This is a genomic window from Pseudomonas boreofloridensis, from assembly GCF_030580795.1.
GTDB lineage: Bacteria > Pseudomonadota > Gammaproteobacteria > Pseudomonadales > Pseudomonadaceae > Aquipseudomonas > Aquipseudomonas boreofloridensis.
Genome location: NZ_JAUQOQ010000033.1, coordinates 1 through 26,684 on the forward strand (window position 1 = coordinate 1; position 26,684 = coordinate 26,684).

26 protein-coding genes and 1 pseudogene are annotated in these 26,684 nt (G+C 63.4%); 10 read left to right on the plus strand and 17 right to left on the minus strand.

Annotated features, from left to right (window positions below; translation table 11 throughout):
- Window positions 1-139 precede the first annotated feature (139 nt).
- Entirely contained in the window at window positions 140-1,339 is a 1,200-nt protein-coding gene (tyrS, locus tag Q6A47_RS22490) for a tyrosine--tRNA ligase (protein WP_039581081.1), read from the minus strand.
- A 245-nt stretch (window positions 1,340-1,584) separates the two neighbouring features.
- Between tyrS and Q6A47_RS22495 the strand changes: the two genes are divergently transcribed.
- Window positions 1,585-3,006, plus strand: a complete 1,422-nt coding sequence (locus tag Q6A47_RS22495) for a peptidoglycan DD-metalloendopeptidase family protein (protein ID WP_029615061.1) — start codon at window positions 1,585-1,587, stop codon at window positions 3,004-3,006.
- A 1-nt stretch (window position 3,007) separates the two neighbouring features.
- On the plus strand, window positions 3,008-4,099 hold the full coding sequence (locus Q6A47_RS22500; protein WP_304485435.1) for an anhydro-N-acetylmuramic acid kinase: 1,092 nt from the start codon (window positions 3,008-3,010) through the stop codon (window positions 4,097-4,099).
- 57 nt (window positions 4,100-4,156) lie between these two features.
- Here the strand turns inward: Q6A47_RS22500 and erpA are convergent, their stop codons facing one another.
- Window positions 4,157-4,507, minus strand: coding sequence for an iron-sulfur cluster insertion protein ErpA (erpA, locus tag Q6A47_RS22505; protein ID WP_029615063.1), 351 nt, complete (start codon window positions 4,505-4,507; stop codon window positions 4,157-4,159).
- Between the two features lie 139 nt (window positions 4,508-4,646).
- Complete coding sequence (argC, locus tag Q6A47_RS22510; protein WP_304485436.1) at window positions 4,647-5,681, minus strand: N-acetyl-gamma-glutamyl-phosphate reductase; 1,035 nt, start codon at window positions 5,679-5,681, stop codon at window positions 4,647-4,649.
- A 140-nt stretch (window positions 5,682-5,821) separates the two neighbouring features.
- On the opposite strand from argC, the gene hemJ reads away from it, so the two are divergent.
- The 6 genes from hemJ to Q6A47_RS22540 all read left to right on the plus strand — a co-directional run bounded on the left by hemJ (window position 5,822) and on the right by Q6A47_RS22540 (window position 10,246).
- Entirely contained in the window at window positions 5,822-6,247 is a 426-nt protein-coding gene (gene hemJ / locus Q6A47_RS22515; protein ID WP_029615064.1) for a protoporphyrinogen oxidase HemJ, read from the plus strand.
- A gap of 27 nt (window positions 6,248-6,274) precedes the next feature.
- The gene (locus tag Q6A47_RS22520) at window positions 6,275-7,222 is read left to right on the plus strand and encodes an NAD(P)H-dependent flavin oxidoreductase (protein WP_304485437.1); all 948 of its coding nucleotides are present in this window, start codon (window positions 6,275-6,277) and stop codon (window positions 7,220-7,222) included.
- Window positions 7,223-7,297: 75 nt separating this feature from the next.
- Window positions 7,298-8,080 (plus strand): SDR family NAD(P)-dependent oxidoreductase, encoded by a 783-nt coding sequence (locus tag Q6A47_RS22525; RefSeq protein WP_304485438.1) that lies wholly within the window; start codon window positions 7,298-7,300, stop codon window positions 8,078-8,080.
- A 64-nt stretch (window positions 8,081-8,144) separates the two neighbouring features.
- Window positions 8,145-8,483, plus strand: coding sequence for a histidine triad nucleotide-binding protein (locus tag Q6A47_RS22530; protein WP_029615065.1), 339 nt, complete (start codon window positions 8,145-8,147; stop codon window positions 8,481-8,483).
- A 66-nt stretch (window positions 8,484-8,549) separates the two neighbouring features.
- A complete protein-coding gene (gene coq7, locus Q6A47_RS22535; RefSeq protein ID WP_029615066.1) occupies window positions 8,550-9,197 on the plus strand; it encodes a 2-polyprenyl-3-methyl-6-methoxy-1,4-benzoquinone monooxygenase in 648 nt (215 codons plus the stop codon).
- 8 nt (window positions 9,198-9,205) lie between these two features.
- A complete protein-coding gene (locus Q6A47_RS22540; RefSeq protein ID WP_304485439.1) occupies window positions 9,206-10,246 on the plus strand; it encodes a DUF2157 domain-containing protein in 1,041 nt (346 codons plus the stop codon).
- Window positions 10,247-10,263: 17 nt separating this feature from the next.
- Here the strand turns inward: Q6A47_RS22540 and Q6A47_RS22545 are convergent, their stop codons facing one another.
- Window positions 10,264-10,686, minus strand: coding sequence for an OsmC family protein (locus Q6A47_RS22545; protein WP_029615067.1), 423 nt, complete (start codon window positions 10,684-10,686; stop codon window positions 10,264-10,266).
- 187 nt (window positions 10,687-10,873) lie between these two features.
- On the opposite strand from Q6A47_RS22545, the gene crp reads away from it, so the two are divergent.
- Complete coding sequence (gene crp / locus Q6A47_RS22550) at window positions 10,874-11,518, plus strand: cAMP-activated global transcriptional regulator CRP (RefSeq protein ID WP_039581101.1); 645 nt, start codon at window positions 10,874-10,876, stop codon at window positions 11,516-11,518.
- Here the strand turns inward: crp and Q6A47_RS22555 are convergent.
- The 4 genes from Q6A47_RS22555 to Q6A47_RS22570 all read right to left on the minus strand — a co-directional run bounded on the left by Q6A47_RS22555 (window position 11,515) and on the right by Q6A47_RS22570 (window position 14,801).
- The gene (locus Q6A47_RS22555; RefSeq protein WP_029615068.1) at window positions 11,515-12,219 is read right to left on the minus strand and encodes a lipoate--protein ligase family protein; all 705 of its coding nucleotides are present in this window, start codon (window positions 12,217-12,219) and stop codon (window positions 11,515-11,517) included. The genes crp and Q6A47_RS22555 overlap by 4 nt on opposite strands.
- Before the next feature lie 100 nt (window positions 12,220-12,319).
- The gene (gene trpC / locus Q6A47_RS22560; protein ID WP_039581107.1) at window positions 12,320-13,153 is read right to left on the minus strand and encodes an indole-3-glycerol phosphate synthase TrpC; all 834 of its coding nucleotides are present in this window, start codon (window positions 13,151-13,153) and stop codon (window positions 12,320-12,322) included.
- Window positions 13,150-14,199, minus strand: coding sequence for an anthranilate phosphoribosyltransferase (gene trpD / locus Q6A47_RS22565; RefSeq protein WP_039581110.1), 1,050 nt, complete (start codon window positions 14,197-14,199; stop codon window positions 13,150-13,152). Before trpD ends, trpC begins: the two co-directional genes overlap by 4 nt.
- Window positions 14,200-14,207: 8 nt before the next feature.
- Window positions 14,208-14,801, minus strand: coding sequence for an aminodeoxychorismate/anthranilate synthase component II (locus Q6A47_RS22570; RefSeq protein WP_304485440.1), 594 nt, complete (start codon window positions 14,799-14,801; stop codon window positions 14,208-14,210).
- Window positions 14,802-15,170: 369 nt separating this feature from the next.
- Here Q6A47_RS22570 and estP point away from each other — a divergent pair, with 369 nt between their 5' ends.
- A complete protein-coding gene (estP, locus tag Q6A47_RS22575) occupies window positions 15,171-17,072 on the plus strand; it encodes an esterase EstP (protein ID WP_304485441.1) in 1,902 nt (633 codons plus the stop codon).
- A 294-nt stretch (window positions 17,073-17,366) separates the two neighbouring features.
- On the opposite strand, the gene trpE is transcribed toward estP, so the two are convergent.
- From trpE to Q6A47_RS22620, 9 genes and pseudogenes are all read right to left on the minus strand, one after another.
- The gene (gene trpE / locus Q6A47_RS22580) at window positions 17,367-18,848 is read right to left on the minus strand and encodes an anthranilate synthase component I (RefSeq protein WP_304485442.1); all 1,482 of its coding nucleotides are present in this window, start codon (window positions 18,846-18,848) and stop codon (window positions 17,367-17,369) included.
- 70 nt (window positions 18,849-18,918) lie between these two features.
- Entirely contained in the window at window positions 18,919-19,737 is an 819-nt protein-coding gene (locus Q6A47_RS22585; protein WP_039581120.1) for a phosphoglycolate phosphatase, read from the minus strand.
- A complete protein-coding gene (rpe, locus tag Q6A47_RS22590; protein ID WP_295485157.1) occupies window positions 19,734-20,408 on the minus strand; it encodes a ribulose-phosphate 3-epimerase in 675 nt (224 codons plus the stop codon). Before rpe ends, Q6A47_RS22585 begins: the two co-directional genes overlap by 4 nt.
- A gap of 206 nt (window positions 20,409-20,614) precedes the next feature.
- A complete protein-coding gene (locus Q6A47_RS22595) occupies window positions 20,615-21,442 on the minus strand; it encodes an ABC transporter permease (RefSeq protein WP_029615070.1) in 828 nt (275 codons plus the stop codon).
- An 11-nt stretch (window positions 21,443-21,453) separates the two neighbouring features.
- A complete protein-coding gene (locus Q6A47_RS22600) occupies window positions 21,454-22,701 on the minus strand; it encodes an ABC transporter permease (protein ID WP_039581125.1) in 1,248 nt (415 codons plus the stop codon).
- 66 nt (window positions 22,702-22,767) lie between these two features.
- Window positions 22,768-23,802, minus strand: a complete 1,035-nt coding sequence (locus Q6A47_RS22605; RefSeq protein WP_304485443.1) for an ABC transporter substrate-binding protein — start codon at window positions 23,800-23,802, stop codon at window positions 22,768-22,770.
- A 40-nt stretch (window positions 23,803-23,842) separates the two neighbouring features.
- Window positions 23,843-24,955, minus strand: coding sequence for an ABC transporter ATP-binding protein (locus tag Q6A47_RS22610; protein WP_304485444.1), 1,113 nt, complete (start codon window positions 24,953-24,955; stop codon window positions 23,843-23,845).
- Window positions 24,956-25,215: 260 nt separating this feature from the next.
- Complete coding sequence (locus Q6A47_RS22615; protein WP_039581131.1) at window positions 25,216-25,845, minus strand: response regulator; 630 nt, start codon at window positions 25,843-25,845, stop codon at window positions 25,216-25,218.
- A gap of 13 nt (window positions 25,846-25,858) precedes the next feature.
- A pseudogene (locus tag Q6A47_RS22620) lies at window positions 25,859-26,578 on the minus strand (sensor histidine kinase); the annotation flags it as partial.
- Window positions 26,579-26,684: the final 106 nt, after the last annotated feature.

Consider the following 26,684-nt stretch of genomic DNA (forward strand, 5'->3'; position numbering starts at 1 on the left):
TGCGGGGGGGGGGGGCGCGATTTTTCGGGTGGATCGCAGAGGTTTTTTTTTTTTTATATAATAATATATATATTATGAAACCCCGGGGGGGCCCCCCCCCCCCCCCCCCGCTTCTATATAGCTACACAACCACGCGCCATCACTCAGTCTTCAACGTCACTCGAGCAAAGGCCTTCTTGCCAGCTTGGCAAACATGTATGGCTCCCAGGACAAACATAAAGTCCTTCTCAACCACCACGCCATCTACTTTCACCGCGCCACCGCTAAGCAAGTCGCGCGCCTGCGCCGAATTCTTAACAAGACCCGCCCGGTTGAGCACGGCGGCAATCGGCAAGTCGGCATCTGCAACCACCTCGATCTCCGGCAGATCCTCAGGCAGCTCACCCTCCTTCATTCGATTACCGGCAGCACGGTGAGCATTGGCTGCAGCCTCCTCACCATGGAAACGCGCCACAATTTCTTCGGCGAGCTTGATCTTGATGTCGCGCGGATTCGCCCCCTTCTCCACATCAGCACGGAACGCGTCGATTTCCGCCATCGAGCGGAAGCTCAGCAGCTCGAAGTAGCGCCACATCAGGGTGTCAGGAATCGACACGAGCTTGCTGTACATCACACCCGGCGCTTCCTGGATGCCCACATAATTGCCCAGCGACTTGGACATCTTCTTGACGCCATCCAAGCCTTCGAGCAGCGGCATGGTGACGATGTTCTGAGCCTCCTGCCCGTACGCGCGCTGCAACTCGCGCCCCATCAGCAGGTTGAAGCGCTGATCGGTGCCGCCCAGTTCCACATCGGCCTTGAGCGCCACGGAGTCATAACCCTGCACCAGAGGGTAGAGGAACTCATGAATCGCGATCGGCTGCTGGCTGCTGTAACGCTTGTCGAAGTCGTCACGCTCGAGCATGCGCGCCACCGTGTACTGCGAGGCAAGGCGAATGAAATCAGCCGGGGTCAGGGAGTCCATCCAGGTGGAGTTGAAGGCAACCTCGGTCTTGGCCGGGTCGAGGATCTTGAACACCTGCTGCTTATAAGTCTCGGCGTTATCCAATACCTGCTCGCGGGTGAGGGGCGGGCGGGTGGCGCTCTTGCCGCTCGGATCGCCGATCATGCCGGTGAAGTCGCCGATCAGAAAGATCACTTGATGCCCCAGCTCTTGGAACTGGCGCAGCTTGTTGATCAGCACGGTATGCCCCAGGTGCAGGTCGGGCGCAGTCGGATCGAAGCCCGCCTTGATGCGCAATGGCTGGCCGCGCTTGAGTTTCTCGACCAGCTCCGACTCGACCAACACCTCTTCCGCACCGCGCTTGATTAGCGCCAGCTGCTCTTCAACCGACTTCATAGACAGACCCGCAAGGCTCAGATTCAAAGGGGAACAACGATACAAGATCGCCCATCAAATACAAGTTTGACGACCGGATGTGACCTGAAGCAAGGATTGAGGCGTCTACGCGCCCTTGCGCGAAAACGGTTTTGGTTATATTTTATACAGTTATTTCATCTTCATCATGTCATTCATCTATTCCACCGTGTCTTGCAGCGATTTCAGTCACCTTTTTCATTCACTTTTTCAAAGTCACCTCACCTATGACCAACGACACGCCTAAAGCGCCGCCGCTTTATCCGAAGAGCCATCTGTTGGCCGCCAGCGGCATCGCCGCCCTGCTCAGCCTGGCCTTGCTGGTATTTCCCTCCAGCGACGTAGAAGCGAAGAAAACCACCCTCAGCCTCGAGCTCGATACCCCGGCCGAGCAACTCAACGACGAATCCCGGGCTGCCCCCCTGGTGCAATCCACCGACAACAGCGGATCGCCCTTCGCGCAAATCGAAGGTGACGACAGCAACACCGGACAGGCCGCCGAGCACGCTCAGCCGGTCGCACAAGAAAAACCTGAAGACAAAGCCCCAGGCCATCGGGAAGTGATCGTAGCCCGTGGCGACACCCTCTCCACACTCTTCGCCAAGGTGGGCCTGCCCGCCAACGCGGTCCACGACGTTCTGGCCAGCGACAAGCAGGCCAAACAGTTCAGTCAGCTCAAACACGGCCAGGTGCTGCAGTTTGAACTGGACAAAGAGGGTCAACTGACCAGCCTGCACAGCCAGGTCAGCAAGCTCGAGAGCATCCGTCTGAACAAGACCGACAAGGGTTACGCCTTCGCCCGCGAGATCAGCAAACCGGTGGTGCGTACCGCCTACGCCCATGGCGTGATCAAGAGCTCGCTGTCCGCTTCGGCGCAACGCGCCGGGCTGTCCCACAGCATGACCATGGATATGGCCCGCGTGCTCGGCTACGACATCGACTTCGCCCAGGACATCCGCCCAGGTGACGAATTCGATGTGGTCTACGAACAGAAGGTGATGGACGGCAAGGTGGTCGGCACCGGCAATATTCTCTCTGCACGCTTCACCAACCGCGGCAAGACCTACACCGCCGTGCGCTATACCAACAAGCAGGGCAATACCAGTTACTACACCGCCGACGGCAATAGTCTTCGCAAGGCATTCATTCGCACACCAGTAGACTTCGCCCGCATCAGCTCGCGCTTTTCTGCCGGACGCAAGCATCCAATCCTGAACAAGATCCGCGCGCACAAAGGCGTGGACTATGCGGCGCCACGCGGTACGCCCATCAAGGCTGCAGGTGACGGACGCATCGAACTGGCGGGCCGGCGTGGTGGTTACGGCAACACCGTGATCATTGCCCACGGCAACAGCTACAAGACCTTGTATGGTCACATGCAGGGCTTCGCCAAGGGCATCAAGACCGGCAGCAGCGTCAAACAGGGTCAGATCATCGGCTACATCGGCACCACCGGTCTGTCCACTGGGCCGCACCTGCACTATGAGTTCCAGGTCAACGGTGTGCACGTCGATCCGCTGAGCCAGAAAGTGCCGATGGCCGACCCGATCGCCAAGGCCGAGCGTCAGCGATTCCTGCAGCAGAGCCAGCCGCTGGTGGCCCGCATGGATCAGGAAAAAGCCACCTTGCTCGCCGCGAACAAGCGCTGAGATGACGCTTTACCTGGGGGTGATGTCCGGCACCAGTCTCGACGGACTGGACATTGCCTTGATCGAACAGTTGGATCAGCCACGGCTGCTCGCCACCTGCTATCTGCCCATGCCTGCCGATCTTCGCCAGGACTTACTGAGCCTGTGCGCCAGCGGCCCTGACGAGATCGCCCGTGCTGCACTGGCAGAAAATCGCTGGGCCAAGCTGGCTGCACAAGGCATACAGCAGTTACTGAAAGAGCAAGATCTCGCCCCCGAGGCGATCCGCGCCATCGGCAGCCATGGCCAGACCATTCGCCATGAGCCGACGCAAGGCTTCACCGTGCAAATCGGCAACCCGGCCCTGCTCGCCGAGCTGACGAACATTTGCGTGGTCGGCGACTTCCGCCGTCGCGATGTCGCCGCTGGGGGCCAGGGCGCTCCCTTGGTACCGGCCTTCCATGAAGCCTTGTTCGGCCATCTGGGCCAGCGCCTGGCCGTGCTCAACGTGGGTGGCTTCAGCAACCTCAGCCTGATTGCGCAGAACACGCCAGTTCGCGGTTTCGATTGCGGGCCAGGCAATGTCCTGCTCGATGCGTGGATCGAGCGCAAACGCGGTGAAGTCTTCGACGCTGATGGCGCTTGGGCAGCCAGTGGCAAGGTACAGAGCGACCTGCTTACCGCGCTGCTGGGCGATACCTTCTTCGCCGGCAGTGGCCCGAAAAGCACAGGACGGGAAGTCTTCAACCTGCCTTGGTTGGACGGTCACCTGGCGCGATTGCCGCACTACCGCGACGAAGACGTGCAAGCCACCCTTCTGGAACTGACCGCACGCAGCATCGTAGACGCGCTGGTTGAAGCCCAGCCGCGCACCGACGCCCTGATGGTCTGCGGAGGCGGTGCGCGCAATGGTGCGCTGATGCAACGCCTGACCGCATTGTTGAACGGCACCACGGTGACCAGCACGCAGGCACAAGGGATCGATCCGGATTGGGTCGAGGCCATGGCGTTTGCATGGCTGGCCCATTGCTGCCTCGAAGGAATTCCGGCCAATCGCCCAAGTGTCACGGCAGCCAGAGGCTCGCGTGTGCTCGGCGCGATCTACCCCGCCTGATCGAAAGAAACGAAAACGCCGCGCACAAGCGCGGCGTTTTCGTGAGTGGCAGCGGACTCAGATCGAGAACGACGATCCGCAGCCGCACGTGGTGGCGGCATTCGGGTTCTTGATCACGAAACGCGAACCCTCCAGCCCTTCCTGGTAATCGACTTCGGCACCGGCCAGGTACTGGAAGCTCATCGGATCGACCACCAGCGACACGCCTTCGCGCTCGACGATGGTGTCGTCCTCGGCCACGTCCTCATCGAAAGTGAAGCCGTACTGGAATCCCGAGCAGCCACCGCCGGTCACGAACACGCGCAGCTTGAGGCGGTCATTGCCCTCTTCGGACACCAGGGTCTTCACCTTATGCGCAGCACCCTGGGTAAATTCCAGGGCGGTGGGGGTGAAGGTTTCGACGCTCATGTTGGTTCTCCCGGCGTAAGCCGCCATAACACTCGATGACGCGCATTATCCGCTTCTCCGAGAAAATTGGTCAACAATTAGGCATGAGGCGAACGGCAAGCGGCTAGCTCAAGGGCAGCAGCACGCTTGCCTGTGCCACTTATGGCAGCAAGCCGGCGTGACTCAAGCCCATGCGTTCATCCAGGCCAAACAGGATGTTCAGGTTTTGCACGGCCTGGCCGGAGGCGCCCTTGACCAGGTTGTCGATGACCGACAGGACCACCACCAGATCACCGCCCTGCGGACGATGCACGGCGATTCGGCACACGTTGGCGCCGCGCACGCTGCGGGTTTCAGGGTGGCTGCCCGCCGGCATGACATCGACGAACGGTTCATCGGCATAACGCTTCTCGAACAACGCTTGCAGATCGACCGAAGTGTCGACCACGTTGGCATAGAGCGTCGCGTGAATGCCACGAATCATGGGCGTGAGATGAGGCACGAAGGTCAGCCCGATGTCCTTGCCCGCCGCCAGACGCAGCCCCTGACTGATTTCCGGCAGGTGGCGATGCCCCTTGACCGCATAGGCTTTCATGCTTTCACCCGCTTCGCAGAACAGCGAACCCACCGCAGCACCGCGACCGGCGCCACTAACGCCCGACTTGCAGTCGGCGATCAGGCGCGACGGGTCTGCCAGTCCAGCTTCGAGCAGCGGCAGGAAACCGAGCTGGGTCGCGGTCGGGTAGCAGCCCGGAACGGCGATCAGGCGCGCCTGGCGGATCTTGTCGCGGTTGACTTCGGGCAGCCCGTAGACCGCTTCCCCCAACAACTGCGGCGCGCCATGGGGCTGGCCATACCACTTGCCCCATTGCTCGGCATCCTGCAGACGGAAGTCCGCAGACAGGTCGATGACCCGAGTGCCGGCCGCCAGCAACTCACCGGCCAGCGCGTGGGCAACACTGTGAGGGGTGGCGAAGAACACCACATCGCAGGCGCCCAGGGTCTTGCTGTCCGGCACGCTGAACTGCAGGCCGTCATAGTGGCCGCGCAGGTTCGGGTACATATCGGCCACCGCCACACCGGCCTCGGAACGCGAGGTGATGACCGCCACCTCGGCCTGGGGGTGCTGTGCCAGCAGGCGCAACAGTTCGACACCGGTGTAGCCCGTGCCGCCGACGATACCGACCTTGATCATAATGCTTGCCCCTCATCAACGAGACCACTGGAAAGCGCACGATGATAGGGTGACGTGGCGCCTGTAACAACTCTTGGCTAGCCCATGGCAGTACCGGGCCACTACTCTCTGACCACCGTGAAAACCTGAAGGAACACCCCATGCTCTATCTCTGGATCAAGGCCCTGCACATCGTCAGCGTGGTCTGCTGGTTCGCTGGCCTTTTCTACTTGCCGCGCCTGTTCGTCTACCACGCACAAAGCCAGGACAGCATCAGCCAGGAACGCTTCGTCACCATGGAGCGCAAGCTGTACCGCGGCATCATGAATCCGGCCATGATCGCCACCTACGTGTTCGGCCTGTGGATGCTCTATCTGACGCCGGGGTGGCTGAGCCAGGGCTGGCTGCACGCCAAGCTGACACTGGTGCTGCTGCTCACCGGCTACCATCACATCTGCGGCGCGCAGCGCAAACGCTTCGCTGCCGGGCAGAACACCCGTAGCCATGTGTACTACCGCTGGTTCAACGAAGTGCCTGTGCTTTTCCTGCTGGCCATCGTCATCCTGGTGGTCGTGAAACCGTTCTAGGCCTCACCTGAGCGAAGGAGTCTCGCCATGTCCCTGCCCAAGGTTCTCCAGCAGCGCCTGCGCTTGCCAGCGGTCGCAGCACCAATGTTTCTCATCTCCAATCCACAGTTGGTGCTGGCATGTTGTGCCGAGGGCGTGGTGGGCAGCTTTCCGGCGCTGAATCAGCGTGACAGTGCCGGGTTCAAGGCATGGCTGGAAGAGATCGAGACGGGGCTGGCGCAACTGCACGCCCCTGCACCCTACGCGGTCAACCTGATCGTGCACCCGAGCAATCCTCGCCTGCAGGCAGATTTAGCGCTGTGCGTTGAGCACCGGGTGCCGATTGTGATCACCAGTCTCGGCGCAGCCAAGGAGGTGGTGGATGCCGTGCACAGCTATGGCGGGGTGGTCTTCCACGATGTCACCACCCGCCGGCATGCGGAAAAGGCCGCCGAGGCCGGTGTAGAGGGTTTGATCGCTGTGGCAGCCGGCGCTGGAGGGCATGCGGGAACCTGGAGTCCCTTCGCGCTGGTCGCCGAGATTCGCCAGTTCTTCGACAAGACCCTGCTGCTGGCGGGTTGCATCAATCATGGCCACGAGATCCTCGCCGCCCGCCTGCTGGGCGCCGACCTCGCGTACATCGGCACACGCTTCATCGCCACCGCCGAAAGCCATGCCCAAGCGGCATATAAACGGATGCTGCTGGATGCCCACGCCGCAGACATCGTGCACACCCCTGCCGTTTCGGGCGTACCCGCCAGCTTTCTGCGCCAAAGCCTGGAGCAGGCCGGCTACGACATGACCGCGCTCAAGTCCACAGCCGAGGCGACCCGGCTCAAACCGATGGATGAAGAAGCCAAGGCTTGGAAAACCGTGTGGTCCGCCGGACAAGGCGTCGGCGCAATCGACGACCTGCCGTCCGCTGCGACGCTGATCGAACGACTGCGCCAAGAGTACCTGAGCGCTCTTTCCAAAGGCCCCGACCTGGCGCTCTGAGACCTGCGCAAAAGCCAACAAGTCGGCCAACCACGCTGTACACTAGCGCCCCTCTTCAGCCGCCAGGAGCCTTGCATGACCCGTTACGCCATGATCACCGGAGCTTCCAGCGGCCTGGGACTGGCCCTGGCGGAGGCCCTGGCGCGCCGCGGGCGCAATCTGATCCTGGTGGCACGGCATCGCGAGACGCTGGAGCCCATCGCCATGGAGTTGAACCAGCGCTTCGGCGTCGAGGTGTTGCTGCGTGCGTGCGATCTCAGCCAGCCATTGCGCCTGTCGGGCTTCGTACTGGAACTCGAGGAGGGCGAGCGGCGCATCGACCTGCTGGTCAATTGCGCCGGGCGGCGCACCTACGGTCCCTTCCTGGCTCATGAATGGGCCGACGAGCAGGATCTGCTGGAAGTCAACGTCCTGGCCCTCACCCGCCTGTGTCATGCGATCGGCAACCTGATGGCGGTTCAGGGCGGCGGCCAGATCCTCAATGTCGCCTCGCTGGCCGGTGTCGCGCCTGGGCCCTGGATGGCGTGCTACAGCGCCAGCAAGGCCTACGTGCTGAGCTTTTCGCAGGCCCTGCGCGAAGAACTGCGGCGCACCGGAATAAAAGTCTCGGTCCTGTGTCCCGGACCGATCCGCTCGGCGCGCCGACGCATCCCACGGCTCGAGGGCAGCACCCGCTGCCTGAGCCCAGAGGAAGTGGCGCTGCACACCGTGCGCGCGCTGGACCGCAACCGTGCGCTGATCATGCCGGGCCGGCGCAATCGCTGGCTCGCCTTCGCCCCTCGGCTGCTGCCGCGCTGGCTCAGCCGCAAGCTGGCGGGAATGATCCATCGTCGCTACTGCCCGATCGAAGCCGAGTAGGCCCTGTCCGAGCGACGCCGCGCTCAGTACACTGCGCTTCGACCCTCACCAAGGAGCAAGTGAAGTGGACGATCTATTCCTCAAGATCATCAACCGGGAAATCCCGGCGGATATCATTTATGAAGACGACCAGATCCTGGCGTTCAAGGACATCGCACCTGCGGCCCCGGTGCACTTTCTGGTCATTCCGAAAAAACACATCCCCACGCTGAATCACCTCACCGAAGAGGACAAGGCCCTGGCCGGGCACATCCTGTTCACCGCACAGCGCCTGGCGGTCGAGCAAGGTTGCGAGGAGGGCTTTCGGGTGGTGATGAACTGCAACCCGCAAGGCGGGCAGACGGTCTATCACATCCATATGCATGTGCTCGGGCAGCGCCAGATGAACTGGCCGCCGGGCTGACTCAAGGCAAGCCCCGCCCTGGGGATTGCGGTAGACTGTCGGGCACCACTTCAGCGGAGGTGCCCGATGGCTACCGAACGTCACTATTCGCCGCTCGACCGCTTGTTGCTGCAGGCCGATACCGCCATGCGCACCTTGCTGCCCTTCAGCGGCCAACCTTCCCGCCCCTCGCCTGCCATCATCCAGCCGGATGCCGAGCTGGACGACTCGCAAACGCGCCACATCGCCGGCCTCATGCGCATCAACCATACCGGTGAGGTGTGCGCCCAGGCGCTGTACCAGGGCCAGGCCCTGACCGCCAAACTGCCACAGGTTCGCAAGGCCATGGAGCATGCAGCCGAGGAAGAAATCGACCACCTGGCCTGGTGCGAGCAGCGTATTCGCCAACTGGGCAGTCATCCCAGCGTCCTCAACCCACTGTTCTACGGCATGTCGTTCGGCATCGGCGCGCTGGCAGGGCTGGTGAGCGACAAAGTCAGCCTGGGTTTCGTCGCGGCCACCGAGCAGCAGGTATGCAAGCACCTGGACGAGCACCTGGAGCAGCTTCCGGAGCAGGACGAAAAGTCGCGCGCCATTCTCGAACAGATGCGCGTCGATGAAGAACACCACGCCGAATCGGCACTGCAGGCCGGCGGCTATCGCTTCCCTGCTCCGGTGAGGTTCGGCATGAGCGTGCTGGCCAAGGTGATGACCAAGAGCACTTACCGAATCTAGGAAATACGATGACCGAGCGCTTCGATGCCAAGGACCTGGCCAATGCCGTAAGCGCTGGCATCCTGCAACCTGGCCAGGATCGAGCCCTGCTCGAGTTCCTGCGCCGTCGACCGCAGCAGCAGGGCCAGTTCCAGTTGGCCAATGTCGCTTTCTACTTCGGTGGCCTGCTGATCATGGGCGCCATGGGCTGGCTGCTGACCGAAGCCTGGATGCGAATTGGCGACTGGGCGTTGCTGGCAGTGGCCGGACTCTACATTGCCGTCCTCACTGGATTTGCACTCGCCTTGCAACGTCGCGAGCAGATCGTCCCCGCTGGGGTGCTGGCAGCGGTCGCCGTGAGCATCGTGCCCCTGGCCGTGTTCGCGGTGGAACTGCTGATCGGCTGGTGGCCCATGGGTGAGGCGCAGGGCGAGTACCACACCTACTACACCTATGTGCAGGCCAGTTGGCTGTGGATGGAAGCAGCCACGGTGCTGGCCGGGCTGCTGATGTTGCGCCTGGTGCCCTTCCCGTTCATCGTCATGCCGATCGCCTTGGCGCTGTGGTTCATGTCGATGGATCTGAGCGAATGGCTCTACGGCGATGCCTTGACCTGGGCGCAACGAGAACAGGTGTCGGTGTGGTTCGGGCTCGCTGTGCTGGTGGCGTTCGTGGTGATCGACGGGCGAACTCGACGCGATTACGCCGAGTGGGGTTACCTGGCAGGACTTCTGGCCTTCTGGTGTGGCCTGACGTCGATGAACAGCGACAGCGAGGTGAGCAAGGCCCTGTATTGCCTGATCAACCTGGCGTTGATGGGCTTCGCGGTGCTGCTGCGCCGTCCGGTCTTCATGGTCTTCGGCGCACTGGGTGTGGCCGCGTACCTGGGCTACCTGTCTTACGAAGTGTTCGCCGACTCACTGCTGTTCCCAGTGGTGTTGACGCTGATCGGACTGGCAGCCATCGGCTTGGGCCTGGCCTACCAGAAACGCCAGGAACAATTGAGCGCAGCAGTACGGGCCCGCTTGCCACACTGGCTGCTACAGGCAATGCCTGCGCTGCGCGACTGAAAAACGGGCCACCTGGCTCAACCCAGTTCGACGATCTCGTAACCGTGGGTGATTTCAACGCCAGCGCGGTCGAGCATGATCGAGGCCGAGCAGTACTTCTCGGCCGACAACTCAACGGCCCGCTTGACCTGTGCTTCCTTCAGGCCTCGACCTTTGACCACGAATTGCAGATGAATCTTGGTGAAGACCTTCGGGTCCTCGCCAGCGCGCTCGGCCTCCAGGAAAGCCTCGCAACTTTCAACGGCCTGCCGGGACTTCTTCAGGATGCTGACCACATCGAAACTGCTGCAGCCGCCGAGGCCCAGCAGCAGCATTTCCATCGGCCGAACGCCCAGGTTGCGACCGCCCGCTTCGGGAGGACCGTCCATGACCACGACATGCCCACTCCCCGACTCACCGAGGAACATGGCCTCACCGGCCCACTGGATGCGTGCCTTCATCTATACGGACTCCTGACTGTGGAAAAGGCCGTCAGCTTAGACCTTGTGACGTATTCGGAAAAGCTCAAGAAGTTGGCGGTTGATGCCGATAAGTCAGAAGCGTCTGATAAGCTGGCGCCAAATCACTGGCGCACATGCCAGCTCCCTCCTAGCAAGAGCCTCTGCGTACCTTGAACAGGATTTCGTGATGGTAGCTTCAACCCTTCCGGGCAAGATCAAGAATATCGACAAGCTGCTGGTGCACTGCCAACGCCGCCGCTATGCCGCCAAGAGCAACATCATCTGCGCGGGCGACCGGGCACAGACCCTGTCGTATATCGTGAAGGGCTCGGTGACCATCCTGATCGAGGATGACGAAGGCCACGAAATGATCATCGCCTACCTCAACAGTGGCGACTTTTTCGGCGAACTGGGCCTGTTCGAGCCGGACGGGCCGCAGCAGCAGCGCAGCGCTTGGGTTCGCGCCAAGACCGAATGCGAGGTCGCCGAAATCAGCTACGAAAAATTCCGCGAACTGGCCCGTCACGACCCGGATATCCTCTACGCCCTTGGCAGCCAGATGGCCCAGCGCCTTCGCAACACCACGCGTAAAGTCGGCGACCTGGCGTTCTTCGACGTTACCGGCCGGGTGGCTCGCTGCCTGCTCGATCTGTGCAAGCAGCCGGACGCCATGACCCATCCTGATGGCATGCAGATCAAGATCACCCGTCAGGAAATCGGGCGGATCGTCGGCTGCTCGCGAGAGATGGTCGGCCGCGTCCTCAAGGACCTGGAAGAACGCAGCCTGGTGCACGTCAAAGGCAAGACCATGGTGGTCTTCGGCACCCGTTAATCCTTGGGCAGTGCGCCGAGTACCTCGGCGTACACCTTGGACAGGCGCTCGAACCAAGGCGCCGCCGGCGCCACTTCGTGCAGCGCGATATGGCTGTCGGCGCGGCAGCGCTGCTCAAGTGCGCAGCACTCATTGAAGCGATTGACCGCAGCCACCATCGATTCGCGCTCGTTGTCCAACAGCAGTGCACCGTGAACCAGCACTACCGGCCGCTTGCCGCCCAGTCCCTGGCGCCAGCGTTGAGCGGTCCCGACCAGCTTGCGGCCCTCGAGATTGACGTTGTAACGCCCGTCGCAGAAGGCGCCGTCGATCTCGCCGACCGACGCCACCCCACCCCACTCACGCAGTACCTCGCACAGGGGCAGGCACAGCCGCTCGTAGGCCTTCTCGATACGCCCATGATCGCCTTCGCTTCGCGGCGCCACGTAAACCAGCGCTACGTTGACCGTGGCGTGGGATTGCGGCACCGGCTCGCCCCCTGTTTCGCGCAGCAGCACCGGCCAGCCGGCGATCGCCAACTCCGCGCATGCCGTTTCGAAGTGCTCGAGACGGCTCATGCGGCGCGGCATGACCAGTGCGTGGTCGGTAGGTCGCCAGAACAGCACACCGGACTCGCGTTCGCCACGGCAGACGGCAGCAAGCAGATCCTGCTCGGCATGCAGACCTTGTTCGACAGTAAGGGCCAGGGGTTGCTCGGTCATGGTGCACCTTCGAGAATGTGGGGCCTTGGCGCAGGTGAATCCGCATCCAAAGGCCGCAAGCAAACACAAAAAAGCCGGCATCGCGCCGGCTTCGTTGCGTTCAGTCCAGCGACTGAACGGTTTTCTTCACCTGGTCGGGGAAAAACAGCCGTTGCAGTTCCAGGCCCGGTTGCTCGGCGCGCATGAACGCTTCGCCGACCAGGAAGGAATACACCTCGTTGATTTCCATCAGTTCCACGTCGGCGCGGTTGAGGATGCCGCTCTCGGTGATGGCCAAACGGTCGCGGGGAATGCGGGGCAGCAGGTCCAGCGTGGTGTCCAAGCTGACCTCGAAGGTGTGCAGGTTACGGTTGTTGACCCCCACCAGCGGCGTATCCAGGGTTTTCAGCGCCCGCTCCAGCTCGTCGCCATCATGGACTTCCACCAGCACGTCGAGGCCGACGTCTTTGGCCGTGGCGGCAAGCTCGGCCATCTTCACGTCGTCCAGCGCCGAGACGATCAGCAGTACGCAGTCGGCGCCCAAGGCTCGGGCTTCGACGATCTGGTAAGGGTCGACCATGAAGTCCTTGCGAATCACCGGCAGCGACACCGCCGCCCGGGCCTGTTGCAAGTACTGGTCGGCGCCTTGGAAGTAGTCCACATCGGTGAGCACCGACAGGCAGGTGGCCCCCCCCTTCTCATAGCTCACGGCAATGTCCGCGGGCTCGAAGAGCTCGCGAATCACACCCTTGCTCGGCGACGCCTTCTTGATCTCGGCGATGACCGCCGGCTGCTTGGCCCGGGCCTGCTTGATCAAGGCATCGGCAAAGCCACGCGGGGCATCGGCCGCCTTTGCCAGTCGCTCCAGTTCCGCCAGACTGACGCGAGCACTGCGCTCGGCCACTTCCTGGAATTTGCGGACGATGATCCGCTCCAGCACCGTCGGTACGCTCATGCTCCGTTCTCCTGCTTGAATACCGCGGTAAAGGCGCCCAGTTCCTGGAGTTTTTCCCAGGCAAGGCCGGTGTGCAGCACATCGTGGGCCAGTTCGACGCCCGACTTCAGGCTCATGGCATGGTCGGCGGCATACAGCGCGGCGCCCGCGTTGAGCACGATCATCTCAGCGGCCTTCTGGCCATTCTCGGTCTTGCGCCGGCCCAGCGCGTCGCGGATCAGCGCCAGCGAAGCCTGTGGATCTTCGACCGCCAGCCCATGCAGGCTCTGGCTTTTCATGCCGAGGTCTTCAGGCTCGACCCAGTATTCGCTGATCTCGCCGTTCTTGAGTTCGGCCACGAAGGTCGGCGCGGCCAGACTGAACTCGTCCAGGCCATCCTTGGAATGCACCACCAGCACGTGCTTGCTGCCCAGTCGCTGCAGCACCTCGGCCAGCGGGCGGCACAGCGCCTGGGTGAACACCCCCACCACCTGATGCTTCACCCCGGCCGGATTCGTAAGCGGGCCGAGCATGTTGAACAGGGTGCGCAGGCTAAGGTCGCGGCGCGGGCCGGCGGCGTGCTTCATGGCGCTGTGGTGAGTCTGGGCGAACATGAAGCCGATGCCCAGGCTGTCGATGCAGCGCGCGACCTGGACCGGCGTCAGGTTCAGGTAGATGCCGGCCGCTTCCAGCAAGTCGGCGCTGCCGCTCTTGCCGGACACCGCGCGGTTGCCGTGCTTGGCCACCGGACAGCCAGCGGCTGCGAGCACGAAAGCCGAGGCCGTGGACACGTTGAAGATATTGGCGCCATCGCCACCGGTGCCGACGATGTCGACCACGCCGTCGAGGCTCTGCAGTTCGACCTTCTCGGCCAGCTCGCGCATGACCGACACGGCACCGACGATCTCATCGATGCTCTCGCTCTTCATGCGCATGCCCATGAGGAAGGCGCCGATCTGCGCCTCGCTGCATTGGCCAGTCATGATCTGGCGCATGACATCGCGCATCTCGTCGGTGGTGAGGTCGAGGTGGCCAACGATGCGACTCAGCGCGTTCTTGATATCCATGTCGTTCCTTAACGGCGGCCGCCGGTCTGCTTGAGGAAATTGGCGAACAGCTCGTGGCCCTGTTCGGTGAGGATTGACTCCGGATGGAACTGTACGCCTTCGATGTGCAGGGTCTTGTGACGCAGGCCCATGATTTCGTCGACCGAGCCATCTTCGTGCGCCGTCCAGGCGGTGACTTCCAGGCAGTCCGGCAGGGTATCGCGCTTGACCACCAGCGAGTGATAGCGGGTCACGGTCAGGGGATTGTTCAATCCGGCGAACACACCCAGGTCACGGTGCAACACCGGACTGGTCTTGCCATGCATCACCTGGCGCGCGCGCACCACCTCGCCCCCATAGGCCTGGCCGATGGACTGGTGCCCCAGGCACACGCCGAGGATCGGCAGTTTGCCGGCAAAATGCAGGATGGCTTCGATGGACACCCCAGCCTCGCTCGGCGTGCAGGGGCCGGGAGACACGACGATGCGTTCCGGATTCAAGGCTTCGATCTGGGCGATGGTCATTTCATCGTTGCGAATGACCTTGACCTCGGCACCCAACTCGCCAAGGTACTGCACCACGTTGTAGGTAAAGGAATCGTAGTTGTCGATCATCAGTAACATCGGGGCAACCTCTTGAACTTACTGACTGTACTTTCGGACCTGCCTGCGTCGTTCATGGGCGCGGCGATACCGCGACGGCGATGTGGAACGGCAGGAGGCAAACGGGACGGGCCGGGCAAGGCCGGCAGGGGAAAGTGTCAGGCGCGCCAACGCCAACGGGCGTGAGCCTTGATAACGCGCATCAGGAGTTTGCTGACGATCAACACGGGGTAGTTCTCGCTCATACGTCCCGGCACAGTAGCCTACCGCGACAACGGGCGCAATATGCGGCAAACCCCGGCAAACGCAGAGGCCTGGAACCTACCGGCGGTTTTTTTGCTAAGGTCTGCGAGCTGCTCCTCAAAACAACAACGAAACGGAATTTCATCCATGCGCCAGCCGCCGTTCCTGCGTACTACCCTGTGCCTGCTCAGCCTGGTCTGCAGCCAGGCCATGGCAGCGCCCTCCCCTTATTCTTCCCTGCTGGTTTTCGGCGACAGCCTCAGCGATGCGGGACAGTTCCCGGACCTGACCGGCAGCGCGCAGGGTCTGCGCTTCACCAATCGCCAGAGCAACGGCGACTACGCGCCCGTGTCACCGATGATCCTCGGCACCAAACTAGGCTTTTCCGCCACGTCATTGGGGCCTTCGACTTCGCTGAGCAACCTGCTGCAAGGTCGGCCCGACGGCAATAACTGGGCGGTCGGCGGCTACACCACGCAGCAAGTCCTCGACTCGATCACCGAGACCTCCCAGGCAGTGATTCCGCCCGGGCGCCTGGGCGCCGGCCTGGTGCTGCGCGAGCGTCCCGGCTATCTGGCCGGCGGACTGCGAGCCGACCCCAACGCGCTGTACTACCTCACCGGCGGCGGCAACGATTTTCTCCAAGGCCTGGTGAACAGCCCCGCCAGCGCCGCCGCAGCCGGTGCCCGCCTGGCGGCCAGCGCCCAGGCCCTGCAGCAGGGTGGCGCGCGCTACATCATGGTCTGGCTGCTGCCGGACCTGGGCCAGACGCCGAACTTCAGCGGCACGCCGCAGCAAGCGCCGCTGTCGCAGCTTTCAGGCGTGTTCAATCAGTCGTTGCTCGGCCAACTGCGCCAGGTGGACGCCGAAGTCATCCCGCTGAACATTCCCACGCTGCTCGGCGAAGCGCTGCGCAGCCCGGCGCAATTCGGCCTGGCCGCCGACCAGAACCTGGTCGGCACCTGCTACAGCGGTGACGGCTGCACCGCCAATCCGGTGTACGGCGTGAACGGCAGCAATCCCGATCCCTCACGGCTGCTGTTCAACGATTCGGTACACCCAACCATCGCCGGTCAGCAATTGATCGCTGACTACGCCTATTCCATTCTCGCCGCGCCCTGGGAGCTGACACTGTTACCGGAAATGGCTCACGCCAGCCTGCGCGCGCATCAGGACGAACTGCGCAATCAATGGCGCTCGCCCTGGCAGCCGGTCGGCCAGTGGCAGGCGTTCGTCGCCACCGGTGCTCAGGACCTGGATTTCGGCAGCCAGCGTAGCGCCGCCAGCGGCGACGGGCGCGGCTACAACCTGACCCTGGGCGGCAGCTACCGGCTCGACGACGCTTGGCGCGTAGGCATTGCAGCGGGCGCCTATCGGCAGAAGCTCGAAGCAGGGCCACGGGATTCGGACTACGCGCTCGACAGTTACCTGGCCAGCGCCTTCGCCCAGTTCCGTCAGAACCGCTGGTGGGCCGATGCAGCGCTGACCGCCGGGCACCTGAACTACGACAATCTCAAGCGCAACTTCGCCCTCGGCGCAGGCGAGCGTAGCGAGAAAGGCAGTACCGACGGCGAGGCCTGGGCGCTCAGCGGCCGACTGGGCTACAACCTGGCGACCGACGACAGCGCCTGGCAGTTGGCGCCATTCATCAGCGCGGATTACGCGCGGGTGAAGGTGGACGGCTACGACGAGAAAAGCGGACATTCGACGGCGCTGGGCTTCGACGACCAGGACCGCACGTCACGGCGACTGGGGGCAGGCGTACTCGGCAGTGTGCAGGTGATGGCCAATACGCGGTTGTTCGCCGAGGTGGCACGCGAGCACGAGTTCGAAGACGACCGCCAGGACCTGACCCTGCACCTGACCAGCCTTCCAGCCAACGACTTCACCCTCGCCGGGTACACGCCCCACAGCAACCTGACGCGGGCGAGCCTGGGCATCAGCCACGAGCTGGTGCCGGGGGTGAAGCTGGCGGGGAACTACAACTGGCGCAAGAGCGACGAACTGCGCCAGCAAGGGGTGAGCGTGGGCGTAAGCGTGGACTTCTGACGCTTCAAGTCGGCGCAAGGCCGCCCTGCAGACAGGCTGATCGTCTTGCAGGCGCGGCCTGAGCGTCATGCTGTTCACTTAAAGAATGCTGGTACCGCTTCGCGGCCCTTTCGCGACACAAGGCCGCTCCCACAATGTCCGCGCAAACCCTGAAACAGGGGGCTGTACGGACCCTGTGGGAGCGGCCTTGCGCCGCGATGGGCTGCGTAGCAGCCCCAATTCCAGCAATACAGATCTTAAGTGAACAGCATTACGGCCTGAGCGGGGCTGCGCAACAGCCCCGATGCGCAGGGTTTAATTGAGCGTGGTCTGCTCGGCCAGCGCCACCGCGCGGAACATGGCGCGGCGCTTGTTGATGGTTTCTTCCCACTCCAGCGCCGGCACCGAGTCGGCGACGATGCCGCCACCGGCCTGTACGTGCAGTTCGCCGTCCTTGATCACCGCCGTGCGAATGGCGATGGCGGTATCCATATTGCCGTTCCAGGCGAAATAGCCCACCGCGCCACCATAGACGCCGCGCTTGACCGGCTCCAGTTCGTCGATGATTTCCATCGCGCGGATTTTCGGCGCGCCCGACAAGGTGCCGGCCGGCAGGATCGCACGCAAGGCATCCATCGCCGTGAGGCCCTCGGCGAGTTCGCCGGTGACGTTGGAGACGATGTGCATTACGTTGGAGTAGCGCTCGATCACCATCTTCTCGGTCAGGCGCACACTGCCGGTGGACGACACCCGCCCCACGTCGTTGCGACCCAGGTCGATCAGCATCAGGTGCTCGGCGATTTCCTTGTCGTCCGACAGCAAGTCGTCTTCCAGCGCCCGGTCCGCTTCCTCGGTGGCACCGCGCGGGCGGGTGCCCGCGATGGGACGCACCGTGACCAGATTGTCCTCGACCCGCACCAGCACTTCCGGCGAACTGCCGACCACGTGGAAGTCGCCGAAATTGAAGAAGTACATGTAGGGCGTCGGGTTGAAGCAGCGCAGCGCACGGTACAAGTCGATGGGCGCAGCCTTGAAATCGATGGACATGCGCTGCGACGGCACCACCTGCATGCAGTCGCCGGCCAGGATGTACTCCTTGATCCGGCCCACGGCCTTCTCGTAATCGTCGCGGGTGTAGCTGGAGCGGAACGCCGGTTCTGCGGGCATCGGGCCGCCGAGATCCAGGCCGCGGCGTGGGGTGATCGGCTGGCGCAACGTGTCGAGCAACCCGGCCAGCCGCGCCTGGCCCTGCTCGAAGGCCTGCGTGTCCTGCGGATCGACCAGCACGATGGCGTGCATCTTGCCGGCCAGGTTATCGAACACCACCACCGCGTCGGACACCATCAGCAGAATGTCCGGCACGCCCAGTGGATCAGGATTCGGGCTGGCTCCCAGGCGTTTCTCGACGTAGCGCACGCAGTCATAGCCGAAGTAGCCGACCAGACCGCCGTTGAAGCGCGGCAGACCGGCGATGTCGGCGACCTTGTAGCGCTGCTTGAACGACTCGACGAAGGCCAACGGATCCTCGACCTCATGGCTTTCCACTTCGACCCCGTCTTCCAGGATGCTCACCCGGTAGCCGTGAACCCGCAGCACCGTGCGCGACGGCAGGCCGATCATCGAATAACGGCCCCACTTCTCACCGCCCTGCACGGACTCGAGCAAGTAGGTGTTGGGCTGGTCGGCCAGCTTGAGGTAGATCGACAGCGGTGTGTCGAAGTCGGCCAGGGTTTCACAGGCCAGGGGAATGCGGTTGTAGCCGGCAGCGGCCAGGCGCAGGAATTCTTCGCGGGTCATGGGTAGCCTCGGGGCAAGCAGCAATGGGGTCGGACGAGCGGACGAGCCGGCAGGCGCCGGCGGGCAGGAGTCAGGCGCGCCAGCGCCAGCGGGCCAGGGCCTTGATGACTTTCATCCAGAATTTGCCGGTGACACCCACAGTGCGATCTCTGTCTTTGGAGGCGTGAAGGTTTGCCCACGTTATCCCAGTGTCGGTGACGACGCAACCGGGCAACAGCAGACGCAAATCATCCAGTACCAGGCTTGGCGATTCCTCTTCGATCGGCCGCCCGTGGTTGTAGCCGTAGGTCAAGCCGACGCTCTTGACCCCGGCTGCCGTGGCCGCCAGCACATCGTTGCGCGAGTCGCCGACGAACAACGCGTGCTCCGGTGCGATGCCCGCCATCTGCATGACGAACAGCAGCGCGGCCGGGTCGGGTTTCTTCTGAGGCAGGGTGTCGCCGCCGATGATCCAGCGGAAGTAGCGACCGATCTTCATCTGGTCGAGCAAGGGCGCGACGAAGCGTTCGGGCTTGTTGGTGATCAGCGCCATCTCCACACCCTGCTTGTGCAGCCAGCGCAGGGTGTCGCGCACGCCGGGATAGACCACCGTCAGCTCATGGCTTTCGCCATAGGCTTGCATGAACAACGCCAAGCCTCGCTCGGCCAGTTCGGGGTCCACGTCGGCATGCTCGAGACTGCCGGCCAGGGCGCGGCGTACCAGCACCTCGGCGCCATTGCCGACCCACTGACGCACGGCCTCGAGGCCCGCAGGCGGGCGACCCAGGGCAACCAGCATGTGGTCGACGGCGGCAGCCAGGTCCGGCACCGAGTCGATCAGGGTGCCGTCCAGGTCGAACATGACCAGCTTGGGCAGCGTCCCCGGGAACAACTGCTCGAAGCCGCTCATGGGCGCGCCTGGGCGAGCTCGGCATGCATCTTGGCGATGACTTCGGCGTAATCCGGCGCGTTGAAGATCGCCGATCCGGCGACGAAGGTGTCGGCGCCTGCGGCGGCGATCTCACGGATATTGCCGACATTGACCCCGCCATCGATCTCCAGGCGGATATCACGGCCGCTGGCATCGATCAGCGCGCGTGCTTCGCGCAGTTTGTCGAGGGTGCCGGGAATGAACTTCTGTCCACCAAAACCTGGGTTGACGCTCATCAGCAGGACCATGTCGACTTTGTCCATCACATACTTGAGCACGTCCAAACCAGTGGCCGGGTTGAACACCAGGCCGGCCTTGCAACCGCCGTCACGGATCAGTTGCAGCGAACGGTCGATGTGCTGGGTCGCTTCGGGATGGAAGGTGATGAAGGTGGCACCGGCCTCGATGAAATCGCCGATGATGCGATCGACCGGGCTGACCATCAGGTGCACGTCGATGGGTGCGGTCACGCCGTACTTGCGCAGCGCGCTGCAGACCATCGGGCCGATGGTCAGGTTGGGCACGTAGTGGTTGTCCATGACATCGAAGTGGACGATGTCGGCCCCTGCGGCCAGAACCTTGTCCACGTCCTCGCCCAGGCGGGCGAAGTCGGCGGAAAGAATGGAGGGGGCAATAGCGTAGGGCTGCATGGCGCACCTGTTGGCAGAATCACGGTGGCGCGCATTGTAACTCAGGCGAATGGATCGGGGCTGATTGGTATCAAAACCGCAGTTGCCTGTACCGGCCTCATCGCGGGACGAGCCCGCTCCCACAGGGATCCCACTGTTCATGAGTGCGGTGCTCTACCTGTGGAGCGGGCTGGCCCCGCGACAAGGCCGACACAGCCGTCGCAGAGTCAGCCAGGTTGCTGGGTCCGCAGCTTCTCGCTGCGCCCGCGCAGCCACTCCAGGGTCAGCAGCAACACTACCGAAAAACCGATCAGCAGCGTCGCAGCGGCGGCGATGGTCGGGCTGAGGTTCTCGCGAATGCCGCTGAACATCTGGCGCGGCAGGGTGGCCTGCTCGGGACCGGCGAGGAACAGCGTCACCACCACTTCATCGAACGACGTGGCGAAGGCGAACAGCGCCCCGGAAATCACCCCGGGCGCGATCAGTGGCAGGGTCACCCGACGGAACGCCAGCAGCGGCGAGGCGCCCAGGCTGGCCGCCGCGCGAACCAAGTTGTAGTTGAACCCCTGAAGCGTCGCCGACACGGTGATGATCACGAACGGCACACCCAGCACCGCGTGCACCAGGATCAGCGAGAGGAAACTGTTGCCCAGCCCCAGCGGCGCGAAGAACAGGTAGCTGGCCACCCCGATGATCACCACAGGCACCACCATTGGCGAAATCACCAGCGCCATCACCAGCGACTTGCCGGGAAAATCGCCACGGGTCAGGCCGATTGCGGCCAGAGTGCCGAACACCATCGCCAGCACCGTGGCCGCCGGGGCGACGATGATGCTGTTCCTGAGCGCGCGCATCCACTCGGCCGAGGCGAAGAAGTCCTGGTACCACTGCAGCGAAAAGCCTTGCAGCGGGTAGACCAGGAAACTGCCGCTGTTGAACGACAGCGGAATGATGACCAGCACCGGCAGCACCAGGAACAGCAGGATCAGGCCGCAGAGAATGCGCAGGCCGTAGAACCAGACCCGCTCCACCGGCGACATGTAAGGGCTCAACATGACAAGGCTCCTCAGCTCAGGCGCAGGCGGCTGGCGCCGACCAGCCAGCTATAGATCAGGTACAGCAGCACCGTGGCCAGCAGCAACAACCCGCCCAAGGCGGTGGCCATGCCCCAGTTGATGCTGGTGTTGGTATAGAACGCGACGAAGTAGCTGACCATCTGGTCGTTCGGGCTACCCAGCAGCGCCGGCGTGATGTAGTAGCCGATGGCGAGAATGAACACCAGCAGGCAACCGGCGCCGACACCGGCGTAGGTCTGCGGGAAGTACACCCGCCAGAAGCTGGCGAACGGATGACAGCCCAGGGAAATCGCCGCACGCATGTAGCTTGGCGAAATGCCCTTCATCACGCTGTACAACGGCAAGATCATGAAGGGCAGCAAAATGTGGACCATGGAGATGTACACGCCGGTGCGGTTGAACACCAACTCCAGCGGCTGATCGATGACGCCCATGGCCATGAGTGCGCTGTTGATCAGGCCGCCCGATTGCAGCAACACGATCCACGCGGCCACCCGCACCAGAATCGATGTCCAGAACGGCAGCAGCACCAGGATCATCAGCAGGTTGCTCTGACGGGTCGGCAAGTTGGCCAGCAGGTAGGCCAACGGATAGGCCAGCAGCAGGCAGATCGCGGTGATCACCACGCCCATCCACAGGGTGCGGGCGAAGATGTCCAGGTAGATGGCCTGGTCGGGCGTGGTCTTGGCCAACTCGCCCAGGTCGTCGATACGGTGGTCCAGCGCGGCCAGCAGGTAGAACGGCGTCACCGAGCTGGTATTGCGGCGGATCGCTTGCCAGTAGGCCGGGTCACCCCAGCGCTCGTCGAGGCTCTGCAGCGCCTCTTTATAGGAAGCCGGCTCGGTCTTGAACGGCAAGGCGCGGGCCGTCTTCGACAGCAGGCTGCGGTAGCCGGCCAGTTCCATGTTCAGGCGCTTGGAGAGCTCGCCCAAGGTCTGGTTCTTGCGCGACTGCGCCAGGTCGTCGCTCAGGGCGCGGTACACCGCTTCGCCGGGCAGGCTCTTGCCATCCCACTGCGCCACCGCCTCGACGGTGCGCGGCAGGCCGGCCACCACTTCGGGGTTACCGACGCTCTTGAACAGCAACGCGGCGATCGGCACCAGAAATACCAGCAGCAGAAACGCCACCAGCGGTGCGATCAGCGCCTGCGCCTTCCAGCGGTTGACCCGCTCGGCACGCTTGAGGCGCTGCTTGAGACTTGGACCTGCGCCTTCATTGAGGGGCACTGCAGTGGCCATGACGAACTCCGCAAACAGGAAAACGGGGGAGCGCCGGCCAACGGCCCGGCGCTCCAGCGACAGGCGTTACTTCTTCGCCGCCCAGGCGTTGAAGCGTTGCTCCAGTTGCTCGCTGTTGTCAGCCCAGAAGGCCACGTCGATCTGCACCTGGTTGGCGATGTTCTCCGGCGTGGTCGGCATGTTCTGCTTGACCTCGTCGCTGAGCAGGGCGACGGCCTTGGTGTTGGCCGGGCCGTAGGCGATGTTCTCGGAGTAGATCTTCTGCTGCTCAGGCTGGACGCTGTAGGCGATGAACTTCTTGGCCTCCTCGACGTTCTTCGCGCCACGCGGAATGGCCCAGGCATCGAAGTCGTAGATGCCGCCGTTCCACACCACCTTCAGGTTGCTCTCCTTCTGCACTGCCGCGATACGCCCGTTGTAGGCCGAGCTCATGACCACGTCGCCGGAGGCCAGGTACTGCGGCGGCTGGGCGCCGGCTTCCCACCACTGGATGCTCGGCTTGAGCTCGTCGAGTTTCTTGAAGGCGCGGTCTACACCGGCCTTGGTGGACAGCACCGAGTAGACATCCTTGGGCGCCACGCCGTCGGCCATCAGGGCGAATTCCAGCGTGTACTTGGCGCCCTTGCGCAAGCCGCGTTTGCCGGGGAATTTCTTCGTGTCCCAGAAATCGGCCCAGCTGGTGGGGGCGGACTTGAGCTTGTCGGCGTTGTAGGCCAGCACCGTGGACCACACGAAGAAGCCCACGCCGCACGGCTGGATGGCGCCTTTGACGTAGTCGGACTCGTTGCCGAACAACGCGGGATCGAGCGGCTCGAACATGTCCTCGTCACAGCCACGGGCCAACTCTGGGGACTCGACCTCCACCAGATCCCAGGACACGCTCTTGGTGTCGACCATGGCCTTCACCTTGGCCATTTCACCGTTGTATTCCCCGGCGACGATCTTGCCCTTGCCTGCCTGTTCCCACGGCTCATAGAACGCCTTGACCTGGGCGGCCTTGTTGGCACCACCGAAGGACACCACGGTGAGGTCCGCGGCCAGCACCTGGCCGGCGGTGAACAGCCCCAGGGCCAGGGCGGTCAGTTTCAACTGCTTGCGCATTATTATTCTCTCCACAGTACAGGGTTGGTGAAACGAACCATCAGTGGGCTTCGACGACCGGGTCGAGCGCGCGTGCGTGCTCCACCGCCCAGCCCAGCGGCACCACGTCGCCCACGGACAGCGCCGGGTCGAGCTCGGCAATTGGCTGCTTGACGAAGAAATCGCTCTTGCCGCACACCTCCAGGCGAACCCGTACGTGGTCGCCCAGGTAGATGAACTCGGCCACTCGGCCGGAAAACCGATTGGCGCAGTGTTCGCTGTGGCCGTTGAGGCGCACCCGCTCGGGGCGCACCGACAAGGTCACCGGCTCGCCGGGCGCACCGACGTTCACCGCCAGCGCCTCGACCTGCTCGCCACGCGCCAGTTGCACCTGGCAGCGTTCACCCTGACGCGACAGCAGGGTGCCGTTGAGACGGTTGTTCTCGCCAATGAAGTTGGCCACGAAGGTGTTGGCCGGGGCTTCGTAGAGCGTGCGCGGATCGGCGATCTGCTGGATCTGCCCCTGGTGGAACACGGCCACGCGATCGGACATGGTCAACGCTTCGCCCTGGTCGTGGGTCACGTACACCACGGTCACGCCCAGGCGCTGGTGAATGTGCTTGATCTCCATCTGCATGTGCTCGCGCAACTGCTTGTCGAGTGCACCGAGCGGCTCGTCCATCAGCACCAGTTGCGGCTCGAACACCAGGGCGCGGGCCAGCGCTACGCGCTGCTGCTGGCCCCCGGAGAGTTGGCCGGGGTAGCGCTTGGCGAAGCTGTCGAGCTGGACCATGTTGAGCACGCGCTTGACCCGTTCGCTGATGTCGGTCTTGCTCAGGTTGCGTACGGTCAGGGGGAAGGCCAGGTTCTCGGCCACGGTCATGTGCGGGAACAGGGCGTAGTTCTGGAACACCATGCCGATGTCGCGCTTGTGCGGCGGCACATTGTTGATCGAGCGGCCTGCCAGTTGGATCTCGCCGGCGGTAGGGGTCTCGAAGCCGGCCAGCATCATCAGGCTGGTGGTCTTGCCGGAGCCCGAGGGGCCGAGCAGGGTCAGAAACTCGCCTTTGCGGATGTCCAGGTTGAGGTCTTTGACGATCAGCGATTCGCCGTCGTAGCTCTTCTGCACGCCCCGAAAGCTGACCAGCGTCTCGTTCGATTTCGCCTCGCTCATGCCCTGCACCTTCTTGTTGGAATGACTGCGTGGGCGAAAGACTAGAAGAACGGTTACCTCGCCGAAATCGGCGGTGCTGAGAGAATGCCATCATCCAGATGGAAGATTGGTTGTAGGGATCGCCCTACATGAATGACGCAAATGGAATGCTCATTCACTCGGGACATCGGCCGCTACTCGCACGTTTGCAGGGCGAGCCTTGTGCCGCGATGGCCCGCTTGCAGGACGAGAAACCGTTGTCAGGCCGATGGCTGTCGCAATCAGATCAGCTTGTGCGCCATGGCGTACTTCACCAGCTCAGCCAGCGAGTGGACTTGGAGCTTCTGCATCAGCCGCGCCTTGTGCGTGCTGATGGTCTTGCTCGACAGCGCCAGTTGCTGGGCGATGTCGTTGACGTTGGCGCCCTGGGCCAAGCGCTCGAACACGGAAAACTCCCGCTCGGACAACAGCGTGTGCAACGGCCGGGTTTCGGTCAGCCCCACTTCGAAGACCATGCGGTCGGCCAGCGCCGGGTCGATATAGCGACCGCCACCGGCCACCCGGCGAATGGCGGTGAGCAGCAGCGCCGGGTCGCTGTCCTTGGTGGCATAGCCCGCCGCCCCGGCCTTGAGCGCGCGTGCGGCCATCTGCGCTTCGTCGTGCATCGACAGCACCAGGATCGCCGGTGCGTTGGCCAATGCACGGATACGCGGGATCGCTTCCAGACCGCTGATACCCGGCATCGAGATGTCCACCAGCACCACGTCGCAGGGCGTGTGGCGCAAGGCATCGAGCAACTGCTCGCCATTGCCCGCCTCGCCCACCACCTGCAGGTCCTTGGCCAGGCCGATCAACTGCTTGATGCCTTCGCGCACGATGGTGTGGTCTTCGGCTACCAGCACTCGGATCACGCTGCTTCTCCTGTCATGAAAGGGGGACGGCCACGCTCAGGCTGGTGCCCTCGCCCGGCTCACTGTCCACGGTCACGCTGCCGCCGAGTATCAACACCCGCTCGCGCAGACCGACCAGACCGAACGAGGTAGGACGCGACTGTTCGGGCTCGAAACCGACGCCATCGTCGATCACCGTCATGCGCAGCAGGTCGCCGTCGCGCCTGAGCTCGATCTGCACGGTGTGCGCCTGGGCATGGCGCATGACGTTGGTCAGGGCTTCCTGAAGGATACGGAACAGGCCGGTGGCCTTGGCATCGCTCAAGGGTGGCAGATTATCCGGTACCTGCACCAGACAGGGAATCTGCGTACGTGCCTCGAAGCGTCGGGCCTGCCACTCGACGGCCGAGGCGATGCCGGCATCGAGAATGGGCGGGCGCAACGCCGTGGCCACATCGCGCACCAGTTGGAACAGCTGGGCGATCGAGCGCTTCATGCTGGCCAGACGCTCGTGCAGGGCCGGGTCGAGATCGGCGAAGGCCAACTCGCACATCGACACTTCGAGCTTGAGCACGGTGAGCATCTGCCCCAGCTCGTCGTGGACCTCACGGGCGATGCGCGCTTTCTCTTCCTCGCGCACGCTCTCCAGGTGCGCCGCCAATTCACGCAATTGCTCCTGGGAACTGGCCAGCGCCAGCTCGGCGCGCTTGCTCTGGGTGATGTCCCAGACGATACCGTCCCACACCACCCGCCCGTCGGCCTGGGGGCGGGGGGGGGGGGGGGGGGGGGGGGGGGGGGGGGGGGGGGGGGGGGGGGGGGGGGGGGGGGGGGGGGGGGGGGGGGGGGGGGGGGGGGGGGGG